This is a genomic window from Aeoliella straminimaris, assembly GCF_024054565.1.
Taxonomy (GTDB): Bacteria; Planctomycetota; Planctomycetia; order Pirellulales; family Lacipirellulaceae; genus Aeoliella; species Aeoliella straminimaris.
The window spans coordinates 201,977-220,512 of record NZ_JAMXLR010000036.1; the positions used below are offsets into that span (position 1 = coordinate 201,977).

Consider the following 18,536-nt stretch of genomic DNA (forward strand, 5'->3'; position numbering starts at 1 on the left):
AGCTAAAAAGTTTTTGAAAACGAAGAAATACTGTTTGCAGCCAAATATTATTGGTGGTAACATACGTATCGTTGCGTAGCTGTGGCCATGTGTAAGGGGTCGCCTCGCACGAACCAGGCGGCCTTTTCCAGCGAAACGATGGTCATATGGCGGACTCCGTACGGTGGCATCGGCCAGGGACGTAGCGAGTAATCGAGCGACTCTTTTGAATGGCTCCAGCCGTTTCAGGCTCGGGCTCTGACGCCGTGTGTGTGCGCGCTGAACGACCTCGAGTCTTGGCTATTGTCCCAAGCAATTGTTCTCACGAACTTTTGTGTTGGGGGTGTAGGATGCTTCTCATGCACTTGTCCCTCTGTTCTTTCCGCAGTCCAGGATTACTTGTTTTAAAGAGCTTGGCAGGAACTGGAACTGCGTATGCCAGCCTCAGAAGTTGCTGCCGACGACGAATGGCATGGTGCTGGAGCGAGTTTAGGCCCCGACGAACCAAGTGAGCGCCCGATGAGTGAATCTCAACCCGCTGGCTCCGAGCAATTGCGTCTGATTGCCGCCACCTATACGCCCTTCAACGCGGACGGATCCATCGACCTGGCGGCGATTCCGAAGTACGCCAGTTACTTGCTGGAGCACGGCATCCGCGACGTGTTTATCAATGGCACCACCGGCGAGAGCCTGTCGCTGACGACCGACGAACGCAAGCAACTGGCGGAAGCGTGGGCGCAGCATTCTGATGAACTCGGCCTCATCATCCATACGGGGCATAACAGCCTGCCGGAAGCGGTGGAGCTGGCCGCGCACGCAAAAGCTGTGGGCGCGGTGGCCATTTCGGCCATGCCTCCAAGCTTCCTGCGGCCGGATACCATGGGAGACCTGCTAGAGTTCTTGGCCTGCGTCGCCGCGGCGGCACCTCAAACACCGTTCTACTACTATCACATTCCTTCGCTCACGCACGTTCCCTTGATGGTGGACGCGTTCCTGGAGCTTGCTATCGACCGGATTCCCAGCTTTGCGGGGATGAAGTTCACGCATGAGGATCTGGCCGAATTCGCCGAGTGCAAACAGAAGTGGGGCAATCGTTTGGAGATGATGTTCGGCCGCGACGAGCTATTGTTGCCCGCCCTGGCCGTTGGGGCCCAGTCGGCTGTGGGTAGCTTCTACAACATTATTCCAGAGGCGTTTCTGGCGATTGGTCAGCGTCTCTCGCAGCAGGACCTGGATGGCGCTAATCAGTGGGCCATCTACGCCAACCGGTATATCGACCTCTGTAAGCAGGTGGGCGTTGCGCCTGCTGGAAAGTGGCTGTTGTCGCAACGCGGGATTTGCAGTCCCCGGTTGCGGCTCCCCTTGGCGGCACTTGCTGAGTCCAAGCAGGAGTGGCTGGGAGAGGAAATCCAACGCTTGCCACAGCCCGAGATGCCACCGAAACGACACGACGCGCCGCTTCGAACTCCTCACGCCTCGGCAAGTAACCATGGCGGGGCGAATAGCGATCCCGAGTCGTTGGCTGGTCAACAGTAAGGTTCGCTAGGCGGGCCGACAAGACTCGCACTGTTATTGACTCGCCGTTTTCCGCATGACGCGTATATTGCCCTTTCGATTCAAGATGCATCGACTCCTTGTGAAACTCTCTCTATTTGTCACCGGCCTGCTCCTGATGGCAGGTTCGTACGGCATTGCCGAGGAGCAAGATCCGAACGCATGGCTGCAGTGGCGTGCTCTTCCCGACCTGCCCGACTCATTGGGGGTCGCCGGCCCCATTGTGGGAGTGAGCCACGACTGCTTGATTGTCGCCGGTGGTGCCAACTTCCCCCGTCCGGTGTGGGACAACGCCAAGCAGTGGCACGATTCGGTCCACATCCTGATTCGCGACGGCGAGCAACAGTTCACCTGGAAAGAAGGGGGCAAACTGCCCGTACCTGTGGCCTATACCGCGGTGGCGACTTGGTCGGAGCGGGTAGTGGTGTTGGGGGGCAACGATGCCGAGCAGGTGTTCGACACGGCGATGCTGCTGGAGTATGCCGAGAAGGAGTCGAAACTTCAGGTCACCGAGCTCCCCCGCCTGCCTTCGACATGCGTTTACGGTCAGGCGGCCGTGGTTGGCGACAAGGTCTATCTATCGGGCGGACAGGCTGGCCAGGAGTTGTCGACGGCCATGGATAAGTTGTGGTCGCTCGATCTGGGCGAGGCAACCGATGGCAAGGTGCCGGTCTGGAACGAATTGCCGCCTTGTCCTGGCGGCGTGAGAGCCTTTCATTTGATGGTCGCTCAGCACAACGGCTACGACCAATGCCTGTACGTGATCGGTGGTCGGCGCGAGGTAGATGGGAAGGTGGTCTTCTTGTCGGACAACTGGGAGTTCAATCCCCGCACGAATACTTGGCGCGAGCGACAGGCGGCCCCTCAGCCTACCGCTGCCGGTACAGCGGTTTCGAGTGGCCAGAGCCACGTCCTTGTGCTGAGCGGGGCCGACGGCAGCCTGTTTGACCAAGCGGATGATCTTCGCGACAACCATCCTGGCTTTCCCAAGCGCGCTTACGCGTACCACACCATTACCGACTCTTGGGAGCAATTCGGCGACCTTCCACAGAATCAAGTGACCACGCCGGCGGTGAAGTGGGGCGATGCCTTCATCGTCGCCAGTGGCGAGATCCGCCCCCGTGTTCGCACGCCGGCCGTCTGGGCAGTAACCCCCATTCAACGTTCGGCCAACTTCGGGCCACTGAATTACTTTGTGCTGATCTCTTATCTGCTCGCGATGGTAGGCGTGGGCCTGTACTGCAATCGAAACAACAAGAACACCGACGACTACTTTCGTGGCGGCAAACAACTTCCGTGGTGGGCAGCTGGGTGTAGTATTTTTGCGACCATGCTCAGCTCGCTGACCTTCACAGGCATCCCCTCGAAGGCTTTCGCTCAGGATTGGGTGTACGCAGTCGGCAACTTCATGATCCCGGTGGTTGCCATTCTGGCCGTGTATCTCGCCTTGCCCTTCTATCGGATGCTGGATGTTACCAGTGCGTATGAATACCTGGAGTTGCGTTTCAATCGTTCGGTTCGCAAATTCGGTAGCCTGAGTTTCACGCTGTTTCACTTGTTCCGCATGGCCGTGGTCATGTCGCTCACAGGGTTGGCCCTTGCGATCGCCACGCCACTAACACCCACGCAATGTGTACTGCTGATGGGGGTGCTGAGCATTGCTTACTGCACCATTGGTGGTATTGAGGCGGTGATTTGGACCGATACGATTCAAACCTGCGTGTTGTTCGGCGGGGCGCTACTGGCGCTGGCCTTGCTTGTCGGCGACACCGGACTCGAGACCTTCACGACCACCGCCGTGGCAGACGAAAAACTGCAACTAGCCAATTTCGATTGGAGCCCCACCAGCACCCAGTTGGCTCTGTGGGTGGTGATTGTTGGTGCCATCGGCCAGAACGTGTCGTCCTACACAGCTGATCAGGCCGTTGTGCAGCGATATCTTACTACCCCCACCGACCAGCTTGCCGCCCGGTCGATTTGGACCAATGCAGTGCTGACCATTCCGGCTACGTTGCTGTTCTTTGGTATCGGCACGGCCTTGTACGCATTCTATAAGGTCCATCCCGAGCGGCTTTCGCCCACCATTTCCACCGACCAAGTCTTTCCCTACTTCATCGCCAGCGAGATGCCCATCGGCATTTCGGGGTTGGTGGTTGCTGGCATCTTCGCGGCCGCCCAATCCACCGTCAGCACCAGCATGAACTCCATCGCCACGACCATCGTGACCGACTTCCTCCAAGGGCGAGGGCAGGTGGACGAAGAGCGAAGCTATCTGGGCGCTGCCCGATGGATTACATTTTCGACGGGCGTCATTGGAACCTTGGTGGCCTTGATGTTCGTAGACCCGCAAATCAAGTCGCTGTTCGACACCTTCTTGCAGGTGATTGGGCTCTTCATGGGGGTGTTGGGTGGCTTGTTTGCGTTAGGCTTTGTAAGCAAACGAGCCAATGGATTCGGCGCTATGTGCGGGGCTCTAGTGGGCGCCGCCACCATGTTCGCCGTGTGGCGTTACACCGCGATCAATGGCTACCTCTATACGACGATTGGCATTCTCACCTGCATGGTGGTCGGCTGGGTTGCCAGCTTCCTGGCGCCCTCACCCGATCCTGACACAAAACGCCTTACCCTATACGCCTTGGCTGGCATGCGAAGCACGCAGCGCAACGCAGTCCAATCCACCGTTCCCGCAGGCACAAGTTCCTGATGCAATCGAAGCGAGTCTTATCGCTGCTACCAATTGTCATGGCGGCCTTCGTCACGGTGACTTGCTGGGGGGCCTGCACCGCCGCTGGGAAGGATCGTCCCAATGTTCTTTTCATCGCGGTGGATGATTTGCGACCGGCGCTAGGCTGCTATGGCGACCTTCAGGCAAAGTCTCCGGCAATCGACTCCCTGGCCGCCCGAGGTACCATGTTTCGCCGCGCCTACTGCCAGCAGTCGTTGTGCAACCCCTCGCGTGCATCGGTGATGACGGGACTGCGACCTGATTCGATACAAGTTTGGGACCTGCAAGCCCATTTTCGTGACCATCAACCGGATGTGGTCACGCTACCTCAGTTGTTCAAGCAGCACGGGTACTACACTCAGAGCATTGGCAAGGTGTACCACGGTGGTGGCCGGCCGGCCAAGGATCCCCCATCGTGGACCGCAAAGCCCGTGCTAGATATCGAGCGATCGGCCCAGGGCCGCTACGCGACGCGCCACAATCTAAGCGGCAGCGGACTGAAAAGGGACTCGACCGAAAGTGCCGATGTGCCCGACAACGCCTATGTGGATGGTGTTGCATGCGATCGAGCCTGTAAGACGCTCCAGCGACTGGCGGAATCGCAGCGACCTTTTTTTCTGGCGGTTGGTTTTCGCAAGCCTCATCTGCCATTCTGTGCGCCGCAACGTTATTGGGAGATGACATCCGGCAGAGTAAATGCGGTGCCACGGCATCCTGATCTATCGCAAGGCGCGCCCGAGCTGGCCACTCGCAGTTGGGGCGAGTTGGAGGGATACCGGGACATTCCCGATTCACCTTCAACCAACTTGTCTTCGCAAGACATCGCCAGGTTGCGACACGGATACTATGCCTGCGTGGCATACACTGATGCATTGGTTGCCCGCCTGATCGATCAGCTCTCAGCCAGTGGTCTGGCGGACCGCACGATCGTGGTGCTGTGGGGCGACCATGGTTTTCATGTGGGAGAGTTGGGGCTGTGGACCAAAGGCAATAACTTCGAGTTGGGAACCAGATCGCCGCTTGTTATCTACGATCCCCGCATCGAGAAGCCAGTCCACGATGCCGAAACAATCGTGGAACTGTTGGACATCTATCCAACATTAGCCGAGCTTTGCGAACTGGAATCGCCCTCCTCGCTGGAAGGGCGAAGTCTGGTCAAGCAACTGAGCGACCCTGCTAACGATACCGACCGGGTCGCCTATTCGCAGTTCCCGCGGGCGGCGAATGGCAGTCGGCACCGGGGCCGTGGCGCGTATATGGGATACGCTATCCGAACCAATGAACTTCGTTTCGTCGAGTGGCGAGACAGCGATACCGGGGAGGTCGTTGCTGCCGAGTTGTACGATCATACGCTCGACCCGCATGAATCCAAGAACCGGATCGACGACGAAACTTACACTGCTCGACGGAAAGAACTCCGGCAACGATTGCGGAGTCAGTTTCCGATCTCTCCGACATCTTGAGTGTATTGTTGCTGCTAGTCCCGTTCCAGTAACTACAGGGGTTATACGATGGCTCTACGTTCTTTGTATCGCTGTGTACTTAAGGCGATCGTTGTGGTCGGTCTGCTCTCCGGCATCGCCGGCGCTGAGCAGGCCATGCCGTCGGACGATCCCTCCTTCGAATCCCAGGTGTTATTTGAGGCCGGTCACCAGGGGTATCGCACTTATCGTATCCCATCGCTAGTCATGACTCCCAAGGGAACTTTGCTGGCCGCCGTGGCGGCGCGGTACGACGGGCATGGCGACTGGTCGGACATCGACACGATGGTCCGCCGAAGCGTTGATGGGGGCAAAACCTGGACCCCGCAAGCCATTGTGACCGACGACGGTAAGAACACCGTGGACAATGCGACCTTTATCGTCGACCCCCAATCGGGCAAGGTCTACCTGATGTACCAGATCAACTATGCCCGTGCTTATTTAAAGGTATCGGACGACGAGGGGGAGCGATGGTCTGCTCCGCGCGAAATCACTTCGGTATTCGAGCAGTTTCGCGACCGCGACGGCTACGACTGGGAAGTCATCGCCATGGGGCCAGGGCACGGAATTGTCACCCACAGTGGGCGGTTTATAGTGCCGGTGTGGCTTTCGACCAGTCATAAGCATCGCCCGTCGATCGCTGCCACGATTTACAGCGACGACCAAGGTGCCACCTGGCAGGCTGGCGAGATCATTGCCGAGCACAACGATCATACTCCCAATCCGAGTGAGCATGTGCTCGTCGCACTGGCTGACGGACGTGTGATGGCGAACATGCGAACCGAGTCACCTCAGTACCGCCGCTTCCTGGCCTTCAGCCCGGACGGGGTGAGTAACTGGAGCGAACCGCAGTCGCACCCACAACTGGTCGAGCCTATTTGCATGGGCAGCATGACTCGTTTGGACGTGCCGGGACGCGAGAAACAGTCAAACCTGCTGCTGTTCTGCAATCCCAACAGCGAAGCTCCTCGCACTTCGAGTTCCGGCGCCAAATGGGGAGCAAGAAAACGCCAGAATGTGACCATCCGCGTCAGCGACGACCAGGGCACCACTTGGCCGCTCTCCCGCAGCATCGAACCGCAAGACAGCGGCTACAGCGACGTGGCCGTGGGGCCCGACGGAATGATCTACGTCCTCTATGAGTCGGGAAAGGTGAACGAGCACGGGGCGTTTATCCCCGGCAATATCACGCTCGCCAGGTTCAACCTGGCGTGGATTGAAGACGGCAGCTCCCCTGAATAGACGGTTGACCGCCTCGCGGTGCGGTAAGCGGAGTTTCGACGCGCTACGCTGCTAAATGGCGATTGCAGCAGTCGATCGCGTTGTCATTCGGATTCAAACCAGCCCGCTTTGTCATCCAGGGGGCGGATCCAGACATTGCGGAAGCGGACTTGAGAATCATGGTCCTGCAGGTACAGTGGTCCAACTTCGTGCTCCCGAATCTGCTTGTTAACTTTCTTCGTGTAGTCGGTCACGTCGAACTTCATCGGTGCGTATCGCGACGTCGGCTCGCTGAACTCGGTTCTATCCTGTACCAACACTCCGTTTAGCAGGGCGGTGATGCTGCCAGGTGTGGTCACCTTGCCCGTGTGATTGCGACGGGGGGCCTTGAATAAAATGTCGTAGGTTTGCCATTCGCCAGCGGCACGCCCGGCATTCACCAGAGGCGGTTTGATTCCATAGAGCGATCCAATCGTAAGCTCTGGCCGGTCGGCGTTTTCATCTACGGCGTAAATCTGCAACTCGCAGATGCCATGAAAATAGAGTCCACTGTTGCCGTGCGCGCGATCCTGGCGTGGCTGTTGAAACTCGAGGTGTATTTGAGCGTCGCGGAAGTGATAGGTTGTCCAGACGCCGCGGTTTGTCTTCTGCAGGCCCGGCACCACCAGTTCGTTCCCCTCAATCGGCCAGTCGCAGGGAGAACCATCGACCTTGACGAAATGTCGGGAATCGGAGCCATCGAAAATAACCACGGCATCCGAAGGAGGTGCGCCGGGCGGCGTTTCGACGAAAGGCACCTCGGCGGTGCATTGGTGCGGCGCCGTGGAAAGTGCGAGTATCGCTCCATAGATCGCTGCGCGGCAGTAGGTACTCGAGTTGATGTGCAGAGGTGTCACTGCTGTCTCCAGCCAAATAGAAAATAACTACGACATGATCTGTCGGCTTGGTTTACCACAGACCGCCGCGATTCCAGAGCATCACGCGATTCTGCAGTTTGGCGTTGTTGTTGCTGCCTCGCTCGCCGGATAGATAGAGGATGCTTGGAAATCCGGGTTGCTGGTTGAAGCCGGTCGGTTTTTCGATATTGGGCAGCCAGTGAGGCGTTGCTGCATCGCGGTTCGATACCATCCGCGAAGTAAACGTGCGGCCGCCATCGTTGGATTGTGCCCAGATCACTTCACTCGTCCTGGTTCCCCACAGCGACGACTGCTTCACGTCGTCCGCGGCGGTCAATACCAAATACATCTGACCCTCTTCGCCAAAGACCATTCCCCCTGGCATCCCTAGACCCCATCCTTTGGGCAAAGCGTCGATCTTGTCGTTCAGCGAGGTCTTTTTCCAGGCGTGTTCGTCATCGGGTGTGGCTATCCACGCTTGCCGTGGCAGGGTGCCATCAGGTTGCAGGGTGTTGTACAGAACGTAGGGTTGATTGTGGTCATCAACCGCGATGGCACTGCCACGCAGCGACGAGGAATTGGCGTGCTGGGGGCGCTGTTGTGGATCGACCACTTCAATTGGGTCGAGCGTCTTTGTAACGGCGGGTAGGGGAATGGAACTGCCGTCTGAACGCTGCCAGGTCTTACCAAAGTCGGTAGACTTCATGTAACCAAGCAGGTAAGCCCACCGTGGAGTGTCGCCATACAAGCGAGCAGAGAGGTGGAGCGTCTGATGATCGGGGCCCCAGGCCAGTGAATCCTGAAAATGCGAGTAGCTTCGCTCTCCGGCACGGATTATGGTGGCTTGTTTGACCCAGGGGCCATTGGGTGCTTTCGTGAACAGTTGCGTTTCCCAGGGCTGTTGGGCGGATCCGCGGTAGCGCGCCGTGAGATAGAGCGTGTCGTCCGGGCCTATAACCATTGTGGGATACGTCAATCGGTCGCCAAATTCGACTTCGGTGGTCCACTCCGATGCATCGTTGGGGCGAACCGATTTGCGGTATCGCATGGGATCGGAATGCGGATAGTAGACGACGTGCAGGTACCCCTCTCCGTCGACCACCAAGTCGGGCCCGCCGTGATTATCGCGGGCTGGCCCGACGGAGTAGGCAGGCGACCATTTACCACTAGCGTGGTCGAGCGTCCGCACCTTAACTTCGAATCCTTGCTCATTCGAATCGAGCCACGCCACGTGGGTCTTGCCGTTGTGCGTGACGATCTTGTTGGCCTCGGCATAGCCGGTCGCACGTCCAGAGCCGTTGTGGGAGAGTTCAAAAGTGGAATCGGCTTGGGCCGTTGAACACAAAGTGAGCAGTATCAAGACACAGGCTAGACGATCGGTTGTTGAGTTAGTCATGCGCCATCTTCCGTTGAATATCTAGGCTGGAGTTTGCCACCGGTTTGGCTTTGCACCAATGTGGTCTGACTCCGTACTTTAGGCTCTTGCCTTATAGAATCGTGGTCCCCCTGCAGCGAACTGCACCCGGGTACTAAGTGCCGCCAGGGAGCTACCGCAAGGCGTTCATTCCTCTGCCAGCGAATTGGGTTGTTTCCAGTCGATCTGGCAGACAATCACGTTCTTGTCGCGGGGAGTGTTCGTTCGTCTGGCTACCGTGATCCACGTGGAACTCGGCGAAATGTTGCAGACGCCGAAGTTGCCCATGGGCGATTTGCCCTCTTTGGGAACGACGATTCGTTCGGTGCCGCGCCGCACCCGCATCGACTGCGGGTCGATCTCGGCCATCAGTAGCGGCGCCCGGTGTCGCATGACATTGTCGTTGTCGACCCCACGCCGCGTATACACCAGAAAAAGTGCATCGGAGTGAGTGACGAAATGTTGCTGGGTATTGTAGCTGCCAAGTTCGGCGCCGTCGTCGAATCGCCACTGCTGCGGCGGGCTGAAGTGCAGGCCATCCGAACTGCTACTGATGTAGGCGGTGTGATCGTTGCGCATGGTGAGAAAGTACTTCCCTTGGAACTTCGCCAACGAAGGCTCGCTCATTCCGCGGCCGTTGTCTACCACGAGTTCCGTGCCGTGCTCAACGTACTTCAGTTCGTGGCCATCGAATGTGCAGCGAGCCACGGAGGAGTAGTGGATGCTGTTGTTGTGCTGGCCAAAGTAGAATGGCATCAGAATGTCGCCGCTGGGCTCGACGATGCTCTGTACACAACCCGCTCGCTTGTAGGGCCACTTGAACGACTTGGGGAACTTCAGCTTTTGCCATGTATCCCACTTGTTGGTCTGAGGGTCGTACACGGCGTAGAATACGTCGCTGGCGCCGCCTGGCACGTCCTTGCGAGTTTTGGTGTCGACCTGAAACGTCGCGCCCAGTAGCAGCACTTTTTGGGTGGACGGATGGTATATCGGCGTCGCGTCGACGGGAACCTCATAGTAGCGATTGTCGCTGCCTTCAGACATGCGAAGGTCCAACTCTTCATGGGCAGTTGGGCCTTGCCAGGATTTCCCCAAGTCGTCGGTCCACGCAGATGCGATGCCCTTGTAGTTGTGCGTGCCTTTCATGCCATGAAGTTGCATGGTGAGCAATACTCGCGGGCCAGGGCCTTCCAGTCTGTCGGCTGCAGATTGAGGAAGCGACACCGCCCGAGCTTGAAACCAGAAGCCAGTTTCTGGGCAAGGGAAATAGTGGTTGATACTGGTGGTATAGTCGACCATCGCCTGATCTTGGGCCAAAGTGGACTGCAACGCAGTGAAGAGGAGGGCCGCTGTCGCGGTGGCAGTAAAAATTGTCTGGCGAAGGTATGCTGAAGATTTCATGATCGCTACGTTGGGGAAAGGTCGCAGGAGGAAAGGCAAGCCGCTGATGGTCACGGTGATCATTCAAGCGTCAGTCGAGGTGCGTTGACGCGGCTGCGGCTTGCCTGTCGGTCGTGTCGTCACGGAACTGCGGATTCGGTCGCATCGGGTCGGCGCCGACCTCTTGTCGCCAGGCTTCCAGTTTCTCGGCCAGTTCGGCCGCTTTGGCAGGTTGACTTTGACTGAGATCGGTTTGCTCGCCCAAGTCCTCCGCCAGATTGAAAAGTTGCCGCTGGCCCGTCTCCAGGTTCTCGATCAGTTTCCAATCACCTGCTCGGATCACGCTTGATGGAAAGCTCTGCGGATGCTGGTTGTAGTGGGGGTAATGCCAGTAGATGGCTTCCCGCTGCAGCTTGCCATCGCTCGATAGTACTGGCGCCAGGCTTACCCCATCGATATGCTGATAGGGACGAGCCGGCAGCCCTAATGCTTCCAAAATTGTGGGGTAGAGGTCGGCGCTCGTCGCCGGCTCCTTGGTCGTAGAACCAGGACCTGTCTTACCGGGCCAGTAGACAATAAGTGGCACACGAATCCCTCCCTCGTAGCTCGAGCCCTTGTTGGCGCGGAGTGGTGCGTTGTTTGTAGCTTTGGCGAAGCCGCCATTGTCGCTGGTGAAAATGACGAGGGTGTTGTCTTCGAGGTCGAGATCTTGGAGCACCTGCATTACGCTCCCGATGCTATCGTCAACGCTCTCTATCATCGCCGCATAGCTAGGTGGCCCCTGCCGTTTCCGCTTGGCAATGGATTTGTAGCGTTGCATCTTCTCTGGCTTACCCTGCAGCGGTGTATGCACCGCGTAGTGCGACAGCATCACAAAGAAGGGTGACTCCGCATTGTCGCGGATGAACCTCTCCGCTTCCTCCGTGAGTCGATCGGTCAGGTAGTCTCCGGGCTTACCCGACAGCATGTTCCGTTTGAAGTACACCTGGTCGGTGGTCGGAATTTTCCAGGTGCCCTCGTAGGGATAGAAGTAGCTGCCTGGTGCACCGTAGTCGCTGCCGGCAACATTCACATCAAAACCGTTGTGCTCCGGCGAGTAGTATGAATCGGAGCCCAGGTGCCACTTGCCAAAGAACCCGGTGCGATACCCCGCTTTGCGGAGCGCTTCGGCGATGGTCACTTCTTCCAATGGTAGGTCCGATATATAGCGTCCCTCGCGCATGCGGTTGTTGGTGGGATTCCATCGTCCAGATGGCAACCACTGGGTCAGCAGCAGCCGGGCGGGATATTTGCCGGTCATGATCGCAGCACGTGTCGGCGAACAGACGCTGCAAGCCGAGTAGGCGTCGGTGAATCGCATACCCTTCGCGGCCAGCGAATCGATATGGGGTGTCTGGTAGTAGTCGCTGCCATAGCAGCCCAGATCAGTCCACCCCAGATCGTCGATCAGGAAGAGCACGACGTTCTTAGGTTGCGTCGGCGCGCTTTCATTGCCCAGGGCAGCCACTGAAAAGCCGCCCCAAGCAGCGATTAAAACACTCCAGCAAGCGAGATTCAAAACGGGACGAGTAGTATACCGCCTGGTAATGTCCATGTCTTACCTCTGTCAGATATGCGTGAGTTCAACCTCTAGTGGTAGTTGATGTTCCTTGGGATTTCAGGCTGTGGCATCCACGATTTGGCCGTACGTCGCGTTCGGCGATTCAACAGGTCATCGCCGCGGACGCGCGGCCGACGTATCGAGTTCGACGGGAATGATGACGTCATCTATCTCATCGCCCCGAGCAAGTGCCACCAGGTTTCGGGCGATGTATCTTCCTTGGGTCTCGGAGTCATCCACGGGGCGAGGGAACACGTACTGAGGGCGATGACCGGGCAACAAATAGTAGTCGCAGAGTACCAGGTCATGACTGTCGTAGAGCCGCAGGTTCCGACGCTCCAGCGCCGTGGCCACGGCGTTGGCAAATCGCTGCGAACGACAAACAAAACCGGTCGGCGGATCAGGCATATCTAGCAGGTCTTCCACCAGCTTCAGGGCTACCGCACTGTCGGCCGGCGCCGAGCGGAATAGCACCGAACTGCATGGCATGGCTCTGCTATCCAGTACAGACGTAGCTGCGTCGAGCGTCTCGTGGTCGCCTGGCATCAACTGTTGGCGCAGGATCCAGGCGATGCGTCGGTGGCCGCGGTCGAGCAGGAAACGAGTTGACTGCTCGCCGATGCTCCGCATGTCCCGCTCCACTTGCTTGATGCGTGAGATGCCAGCGTAGGGGCAACCGTAAACCAGGGCGGGCACACCACAGTCGTTAATCAACTGATGTGCTTCGTATGGCGCCCGTACGAGCACGAAGCCATCTTTGGACTTGGCGGTCAGCGAGGTGTCAATCAGGCGCTGCACAAAATCAGCGACGTTGTCCTGCGGAAAGTGACTGATCCGCACGTCCACGCCGGGCAGCTCCGCTTGCATGCCCATGAGCACAAAGTCGTTGCCTACCCCTTCGGAAGTAAGGTAGTTCTTGTGCACCAGGAAGTGCACGCGTCGCAGTAGGCGTGAGCCCTCCACCGGGACTTGAGCGATGTACGCACCCCGGCGTTGCTGGCGAGTAATGATCTGGCGACGCTCGAGTATTTGCAGGGCGCGGTTGGCGGTGGCACTGCCCACTCCAAGCATGCGAGTGGCATCCACCGTGGTGAGATAGCGGTCACCAGGCTTGAGTTCTCGCTGCTGGATATCGGCAATCAGCAAGTCGACCAAATCAATAATCTTCGGCCTGCCAGCTTCGGTTTCAGGCATTTTGAGTCCGCGCTGGGGTGAGCGGCGAGTTAGAAATCCATTCCCCGCAATGGAGTGGATCTCAAGTTAGATCTCGATATCTGTGGGGTCAAGGTAATAGTTTTAAAATTGCTGAAATATTAGAAATAGTGCTGGACCACGCGTTATTTTAGGGGTACGATCGAGGTTAATTGACCAAATTGGGGTGAGCCACACCGCCACGCCCCGTTATTGTGGGGGCAGCTACCTCTGCAATTTTCGAGAGAAGTATCAGGACCAATACGTTGGCTATTGTCAGAACACAGCTCACCGGGCTGATTGCGGCTACCTTCACTCCCATGCGAGCCGATGGCTCATTGAACCTATCGCTGGTTCCGGCAATGGTCCGGCATTTGAAGGATGCAGGAGTAACGGGGCTCTATTTGTGCGGCAGCACCGGCGAAGGCATGTCGCTGTCGACAGCCGAACGGATGGAGTTGACGGAAGCCTTCGTGGATGCGTGCCAGGGGGAACTGTCCCTGATCGCCCATGTGGGCCACAACTCCATTGCCGAAGCCAAGCAGCTTGCGCGTCATGCAGCGAAGGCGGGGGTCGATGTGGTGTCGGCCACAGCCCCCAGTTACTACAAGATTTCGCGCTGCGAAACTCTGGTAGACACCATGACCGATATCGCCGCTGCTGCGCCCGACGTGCCTTTCTACTATTACCATATTCCATCGCTCACCGGCTCGACCATCAGCATGACTGCCTTCATGGAGATGGCTGGGGGGAAGATTCCGAATCTGGCTGGCCTGAAATACACGGCGCCGATGATCCACGAATTTCATGCGCTGCAAAGCTGTTGCGATGGTCGATTCGATGTGGTGTGGGGGACCGACGAGATGCTCTTGAGTGCTCTTGCCGTTGGGGCAAAGGGGGCAATTGGGAGTACCTACAACTGCAAGGCGCCACTGGATCGCAAAATCATCAAGGCGTTTGACGGCAATGATCTCGAGGCTGCCAGGGAACTGCAGCTTGAAGCGATCAAGTTTATCGAGATCGTCCTCTCCTACCCGTTTCATGCCGCCATGAAATCCGTTTTAACCAGACAGGGGGTGGAGTGCGGACCATGTCGGCTGCCGTTGGAGAATTTGACGTCCGAACAAGAAAACAGGCTTCATGCGGAGCTGGATGACGCCCGCATTTCGAATTGGCTCTTCAATACACCACAAAAATCGCAACCCGGCGATGCGCAGTCCGTTGCGCTAGCAGGAAAGCAGCAGCTACTAGCCCAGGATTGAGTGTTTCGGCGCGATTCCCGCGACGATCGGGGAACGCTCACCTCTGGGTGGATTGGATTGTGGACGGTAGTAGCTTCCGTGCTAGTTGCCTCCGCCTGCTTGGTGATGGGTGGAGATGCCGCTGCGCAATACGCTGCAATTTCGGCCTGGCTGCCGGGATGGCAGGTACGGTGGCTCCGCTGCTTGCGGCCTCACCGAAACACGTGGCATTGTTGGAGTAGCGGTGTGTTGGCTACCAGATCCCCCAATCAGTGTTCCCTGACCAAGCGAGAGGATCGGCCTCGATGTTCCCGAAGGTTGCGTCAGTCAACGTAGGCGTGCGACGTCGTTGTTTGGCACAGATGGCAATCCTCGCTGGCCTGTGGGGCCTCGCGTGGCTGCTGGCCGGTGGTTCAGACAGGTCGATTGCAGCTCCGCCACCCAACGTGCTATTTCTAGCCGTGGACGACATGAGAGACTGGGTCGGCTGCCTGGGCGGCTACGAGGGCGAGGTCCACACGCCCAACATCGACAAGTTGGCAAGTCGCGGCATGTTGTTCACCAACGCCCATTGTCCATCGCCCATGTGCGCGCCCTCGCGTGCCGCGATCATGACGGGCCTGTATCCGTCCTCGACGGGCCTCTACGAGAATAGTCAGTGGTGGTATCCCAACCTTCCCGGCGTGGTTACGTTGCCAGCTCACTTTCGGCGGCATGGGTACTATGCGGGTGGGGCGGGCAAGATCTTCCATCACACGGCGGGCAACCATCCTCCCAATCAATGGGACGACTACCTGCCGCTGCGGTTCCGCAACGATGGATGGTTTCGAGGGGCCAAACTCAATTATCCCTGGAGCAAATACGTTCCCGAGCCCAAGCAATTTCCGTTTAGTGGCGTTGCGGGTTTGAGTCACGAGAACGATTGGGGGTCCCTGCCCATCGCCGCCGAGGACTACGACGATGCCGTCAGCACGGACTATGCGGTTCGCTTTCTGCAAGATCAGCATGAGGGGCCGTTCTTCCTGGCATGCGGTTTGTTCCGTCCGCATTTGCCGTGGTACGTGCCGCAGGAGTACTTCGACCAGTATTCTCTGGAGGACATCGTACTGCCGGAGGTCCCCAAGGATGACCTGGGCGATGTGCCCGAAATAGGGCAGAAGCTTGCCAAGCAACGACGCGACGACTACTTGCGAATCAAGCGGGCGGATCAATGGAAGCAGGCGGTGCAAGCCTACCTGGCGAGCATTACCTACGCCGATGCCCAACTGGGAAAAATTTTGGAGGCCTTGGACCAGAGTCCCCATCGCGAGTCTACCATCGTTGTGCTCTGGTCCGATCACGGCTGGCATCTGGGCGAGAAGCAACACTGGCACAAAGGCACCCTGTGGGAAGAAGCCACGCGTGTGCCGTTGGTAATATGCGTGCCCGGCAGCCAACCTGGTGTCTGCAGTCGTCCAGTGAGTCTAGTGGACATCTACCCGACGTTGGTAGATCTAACTGGCACCGATCCGGGGTCGTCGCTCGATGGCGAGTCGCTCGCACCTCTGCTGAAAAATCCGCGGCAGCAGTGGGAGCGTCCTGCCGTGGTGCAGTTTGGGCGGGGCAACGCGGCCGTGCGATCGGACCGTTATCGCTACATTCGTTATCGAGACGGAACGGAAGAACTATACGATCAACAGGTCGATCCCCACGAGTGGAACAATCTCGCCGCGAACGCCGAGCACCAGAACGCAAAGCAAGAACTGTCCCACTGGATTCCGACCAAGTGGGCCAAAGCCGCGCCAGCCAAGAAGGCATTTGACTTCGATCCCGATACATTCACGTGGCGCGAGAAGAAAACGGGGACCGTTAGTTCGGGAGTGGCCGAGTGACACTCCTCGAGGCGGAAGTTGCCTGGCCAATTTTGATCAGAATCCGGCACCAGCGGCCCTGCTCGGCCGGCTCGCCTTTTCAACCGCTTGCCAGCTTGGATCTAACAGGAGGGCTACCATGAAATCCGTCGGCTGCTGTTGTATGTTCGTGTTGCTCACGTCCAGCCAGTTGGTATGGGGGCAAGACGACGACCCCAGAAACTTTGCTAACGCCCGGCAAATACCTGACGAAAGCTACTGCGACCAGCCGTACATCGTCACCACATCAGATGGCGACTGGGTCTGTACCATGACCACTGGACCACATGGCGAGAGTGGCGACGGGCAACACATCGCCGCCACCATCAGCGAGGATCAGGGGCGATCCTGGTCGCCGCTGATAGACGTGGAGCCTTCGAGCGATATCAAATCGTCCTGGGCGGTGCCGCTGACTACGCCCAGCGGTCGCATCTATGTCTTTTACAACTACAACGGCGACCGAGTCCATGAACTCAACGGCGAGAAGTTGGCCGTAAACACCTTGCTCGGCTGGTACGTTTACAAGTACTCGGACGACGGGGGGCGGAACTGGTCGGACGAACGATTCCGGCTGCCCATGCCAGTGGCTGAAGTTGATCGGAATAATGAGTGGCAGGGCAAAGTGCAACTCTTCTGGGGTATCGATAAACCCATGATCGACAAGGGCACGGCCTTCTTTGCTTTCACACGGATGGGCGAGTACGTGCACGACAAGGGAGAAGGTTGGCTCTATCGCTCCAGCAACCTGCTGACCGAGTCCGATCCTGCTGAAATCCAGTGGGAACTGCTCCCTCGGAATGGCCGAGGGATTCGTAACGACGCCTTGGGGTCCATACAAGAAGAGCACAACATCGTCGCTCTTTCCGGCGAATCGCTGTTCTGCATTTATCGCACTACCAAGGGGTATCCTGCTGCTGCCTACAGCCGAGATCGGGGCGAAACCTGGTCGCAACCAGAATTTGCCGTTTACCAGCCCGGTGGCCGCAAGATTCAGTCACCACGCGCCTGTCCCATGGTTTGGAAGACCAGCGACGGTCGTTACCTGTTGTGGTATCACAACACGACACTGCAACTTCGCAGCAAGGGACGCTGGCGAAAGGACAAGGCGTTGCCTGTCACGGGACGCGACCTGGTGTGGCTGAGTGCGGGCGTGGAACAGGATGGCTCCATCGTGTGGTCGCAGCCCGAACTGATTAGCTACACGACTGACGGCCGCGGCATCAGTTACCCCGACATGATAGAGTCGGACCGCCAATATTACTTCTCGGCGACCAATAAGCGAGATGCTCGGATCATCGCAGTCGACCGAGAACTGGTCGAGAGCATGTGGGACCAACGGCAACTGGCGGCAGTCGCCCAGCGTGGCCTGGTGCTCCATCGCCAGGGCGAACAAGTCGCTGGCGAATTGGAGATGCCGCCACTGCCAGACCTTTCTCGCGGTGGCGGTTTTACTCTCGATCTGCGATTCAAGCTGCAGTCTTACGAGCCAGGTCAGGTACTGCTCGATTCGCGAACCGCTCAAGGGCAGGGGATTCTGCTCAAGTCCATTGGGCAAAACGGGCTGCAACTGGCGATTAATGATGGGCGCAATCGTGTCCAGTGGAGAACCGATCCCCAAGTACTGACGCCCGGAAAGTGGCACCACCTGTCGGTCATTGTCGATGGTGGCCCGAAGATGATCACGGGCGTGGTCGATGGTCAGTTATGCGATGGCGAGGACGACCCGAACTGCTATTCTGGCCAGAGCCGCTTTCTTGACCCGTCCTTCGACCAACCCATTGGCGACGTTACGGGTGGCCCCACGCTTCGCGTCGCCCCCACGCTCGATGGAACAATCAGCGACTTGCGGATCTACAATCGTTACTTGCGTACCAGCGAGGCGATAGGCAACGCCCAGAGCTACCTGGCATCGCCCGAGTAGCTCCAGTTTGCCGGGGGCTTCAGCGACAGTTCGCGCGTCGTGGC

At 58.0% G+C, this 18,536-nt stretch carries 12 protein-coding genes; 7 read left to right on the forward strand and 5 right to left on the reverse strand.

What is annotated here, in order from left to right; genetic code table 11:
* The first annotated feature begins 498 nt into the window (after nucleotides 1-498).
* The 4 genes from NG895_RS10175 to NG895_RS10190 all read left to right on the forward strand — a co-directional run bounded on the left by NG895_RS10175 (nucleotide 499) and on the right by NG895_RS10190 (nucleotide 6,981).
* A complete protein-coding gene (locus NG895_RS10175; RefSeq protein WP_252852378.1) occupies nucleotides 499-1,515 on the forward strand; it encodes a dihydrodipicolinate synthase family protein in 1,017 nt (338 codons plus the stop codon).
* Between the two features lie 85 nt (nucleotides 1,516-1,600).
* A complete protein-coding gene (locus tag NG895_RS10180) occupies nucleotides 1,601-4,237 on the forward strand; it encodes a sodium:solute symporter family protein (protein WP_341871445.1) in 2,637 nt (878 codons plus the stop codon).
* Entirely contained in the window at nucleotides 4,237-5,721 is a 1,485-nt protein-coding gene (locus NG895_RS10185) for a sulfatase (protein WP_252852379.1), read from the forward strand. The genes NG895_RS10180 and NG895_RS10185 overlap by 1 nt, the downstream gene beginning before the upstream one ends.
* Nucleotides 5,722-5,769: 48 nt before the next feature.
* The gene (locus tag NG895_RS10190) at nucleotides 5,770-6,981 is read left to right on the forward strand and encodes a sialidase family protein (RefSeq protein WP_252852380.1); all 1,212 of its coding nucleotides are present in this window, start codon (nucleotides 5,770-5,772) and stop codon (nucleotides 6,979-6,981) included.
* Nucleotides 6,982-7,064: 83 nt separating this feature from the next.
* Here the strand turns inward: NG895_RS10190 and NG895_RS10195 are convergent, their stop codons facing one another.
* From NG895_RS10195 to NG895_RS10215, 5 genes are all read right to left on the reverse strand, one after another.
* Nucleotides 7,065-7,856 (reverse strand): 3-keto-disaccharide hydrolase, encoded by a 792-nt coding sequence (locus tag NG895_RS10195; RefSeq protein ID WP_252852381.1) that lies wholly within the window; start codon nucleotides 7,854-7,856, stop codon nucleotides 7,065-7,067.
* Nucleotides 7,857-7,908: 52 nt separating this feature from the next.
* Complete coding sequence (locus NG895_RS10200) at nucleotides 7,909-9,252, reverse strand: BNR-4 repeat-containing protein (protein WP_252852382.1); 1,344 nt, start codon at nucleotides 9,250-9,252, stop codon at nucleotides 7,909-7,911.
* Between the two features lie 165 nt (nucleotides 9,253-9,417).
* Nucleotides 9,418-10,671, reverse strand: coding sequence for an exo-alpha-sialidase (locus NG895_RS10205; protein WP_252852383.1), 1,254 nt, complete (start codon nucleotides 10,669-10,671; stop codon nucleotides 9,418-9,420).
* Nucleotides 10,672-10,741: 70 nt separating this feature from the next.
* The gene (locus NG895_RS10210) at nucleotides 10,742-12,109 is read right to left on the reverse strand and encodes a sulfatase (RefSeq protein WP_252852384.1); all 1,368 of its coding nucleotides are present in this window, start codon (nucleotides 12,107-12,109) and stop codon (nucleotides 10,742-10,744) included.
* Nucleotides 12,110-12,361: 252 nt separating this feature from the next.
* Nucleotides 12,362-13,444 (reverse strand): GntR family transcriptional regulator, encoded by a 1,083-nt coding sequence (locus tag NG895_RS10215; RefSeq protein WP_252852385.1) that lies wholly within the window; start codon nucleotides 13,442-13,444, stop codon nucleotides 12,362-12,364.
* A 212-nt stretch (nucleotides 13,445-13,656) separates the two neighbouring features.
* On the opposite strand from NG895_RS10215, the gene NG895_RS10220 reads away from it, so the two are divergent.
* The 3 genes from NG895_RS10220 (at nucleotide 13,657) to NG895_RS10230 (ending at nucleotide 18,492) form a co-directional block, all read left to right on the forward strand.
* The gene (locus NG895_RS10220) at nucleotides 13,657-14,703 is read left to right on the forward strand and encodes a dihydrodipicolinate synthase family protein (protein ID WP_341871446.1); all 1,047 of its coding nucleotides are present in this window, start codon (nucleotides 13,657-13,659) and stop codon (nucleotides 14,701-14,703) included.
* Nucleotides 14,704-15,044: 341 nt separating this feature from the next.
* Entirely contained in the window at nucleotides 15,045-16,553 is a 1,509-nt protein-coding gene (locus NG895_RS10225) for a sulfatase (RefSeq protein WP_252852387.1), read from the forward strand.
* 118 nt (nucleotides 16,554-16,671) lie between these two features.
* Nucleotides 16,672-18,492 (forward strand): sialidase family protein, encoded by a 1,821-nt coding sequence (locus tag NG895_RS10230; RefSeq protein WP_252852388.1) that lies wholly within the window; start codon nucleotides 16,672-16,674, stop codon nucleotides 18,490-18,492.
* The last annotated feature ends 44 nt before the right edge of the window (nucleotides 18,493-18,536 follow it).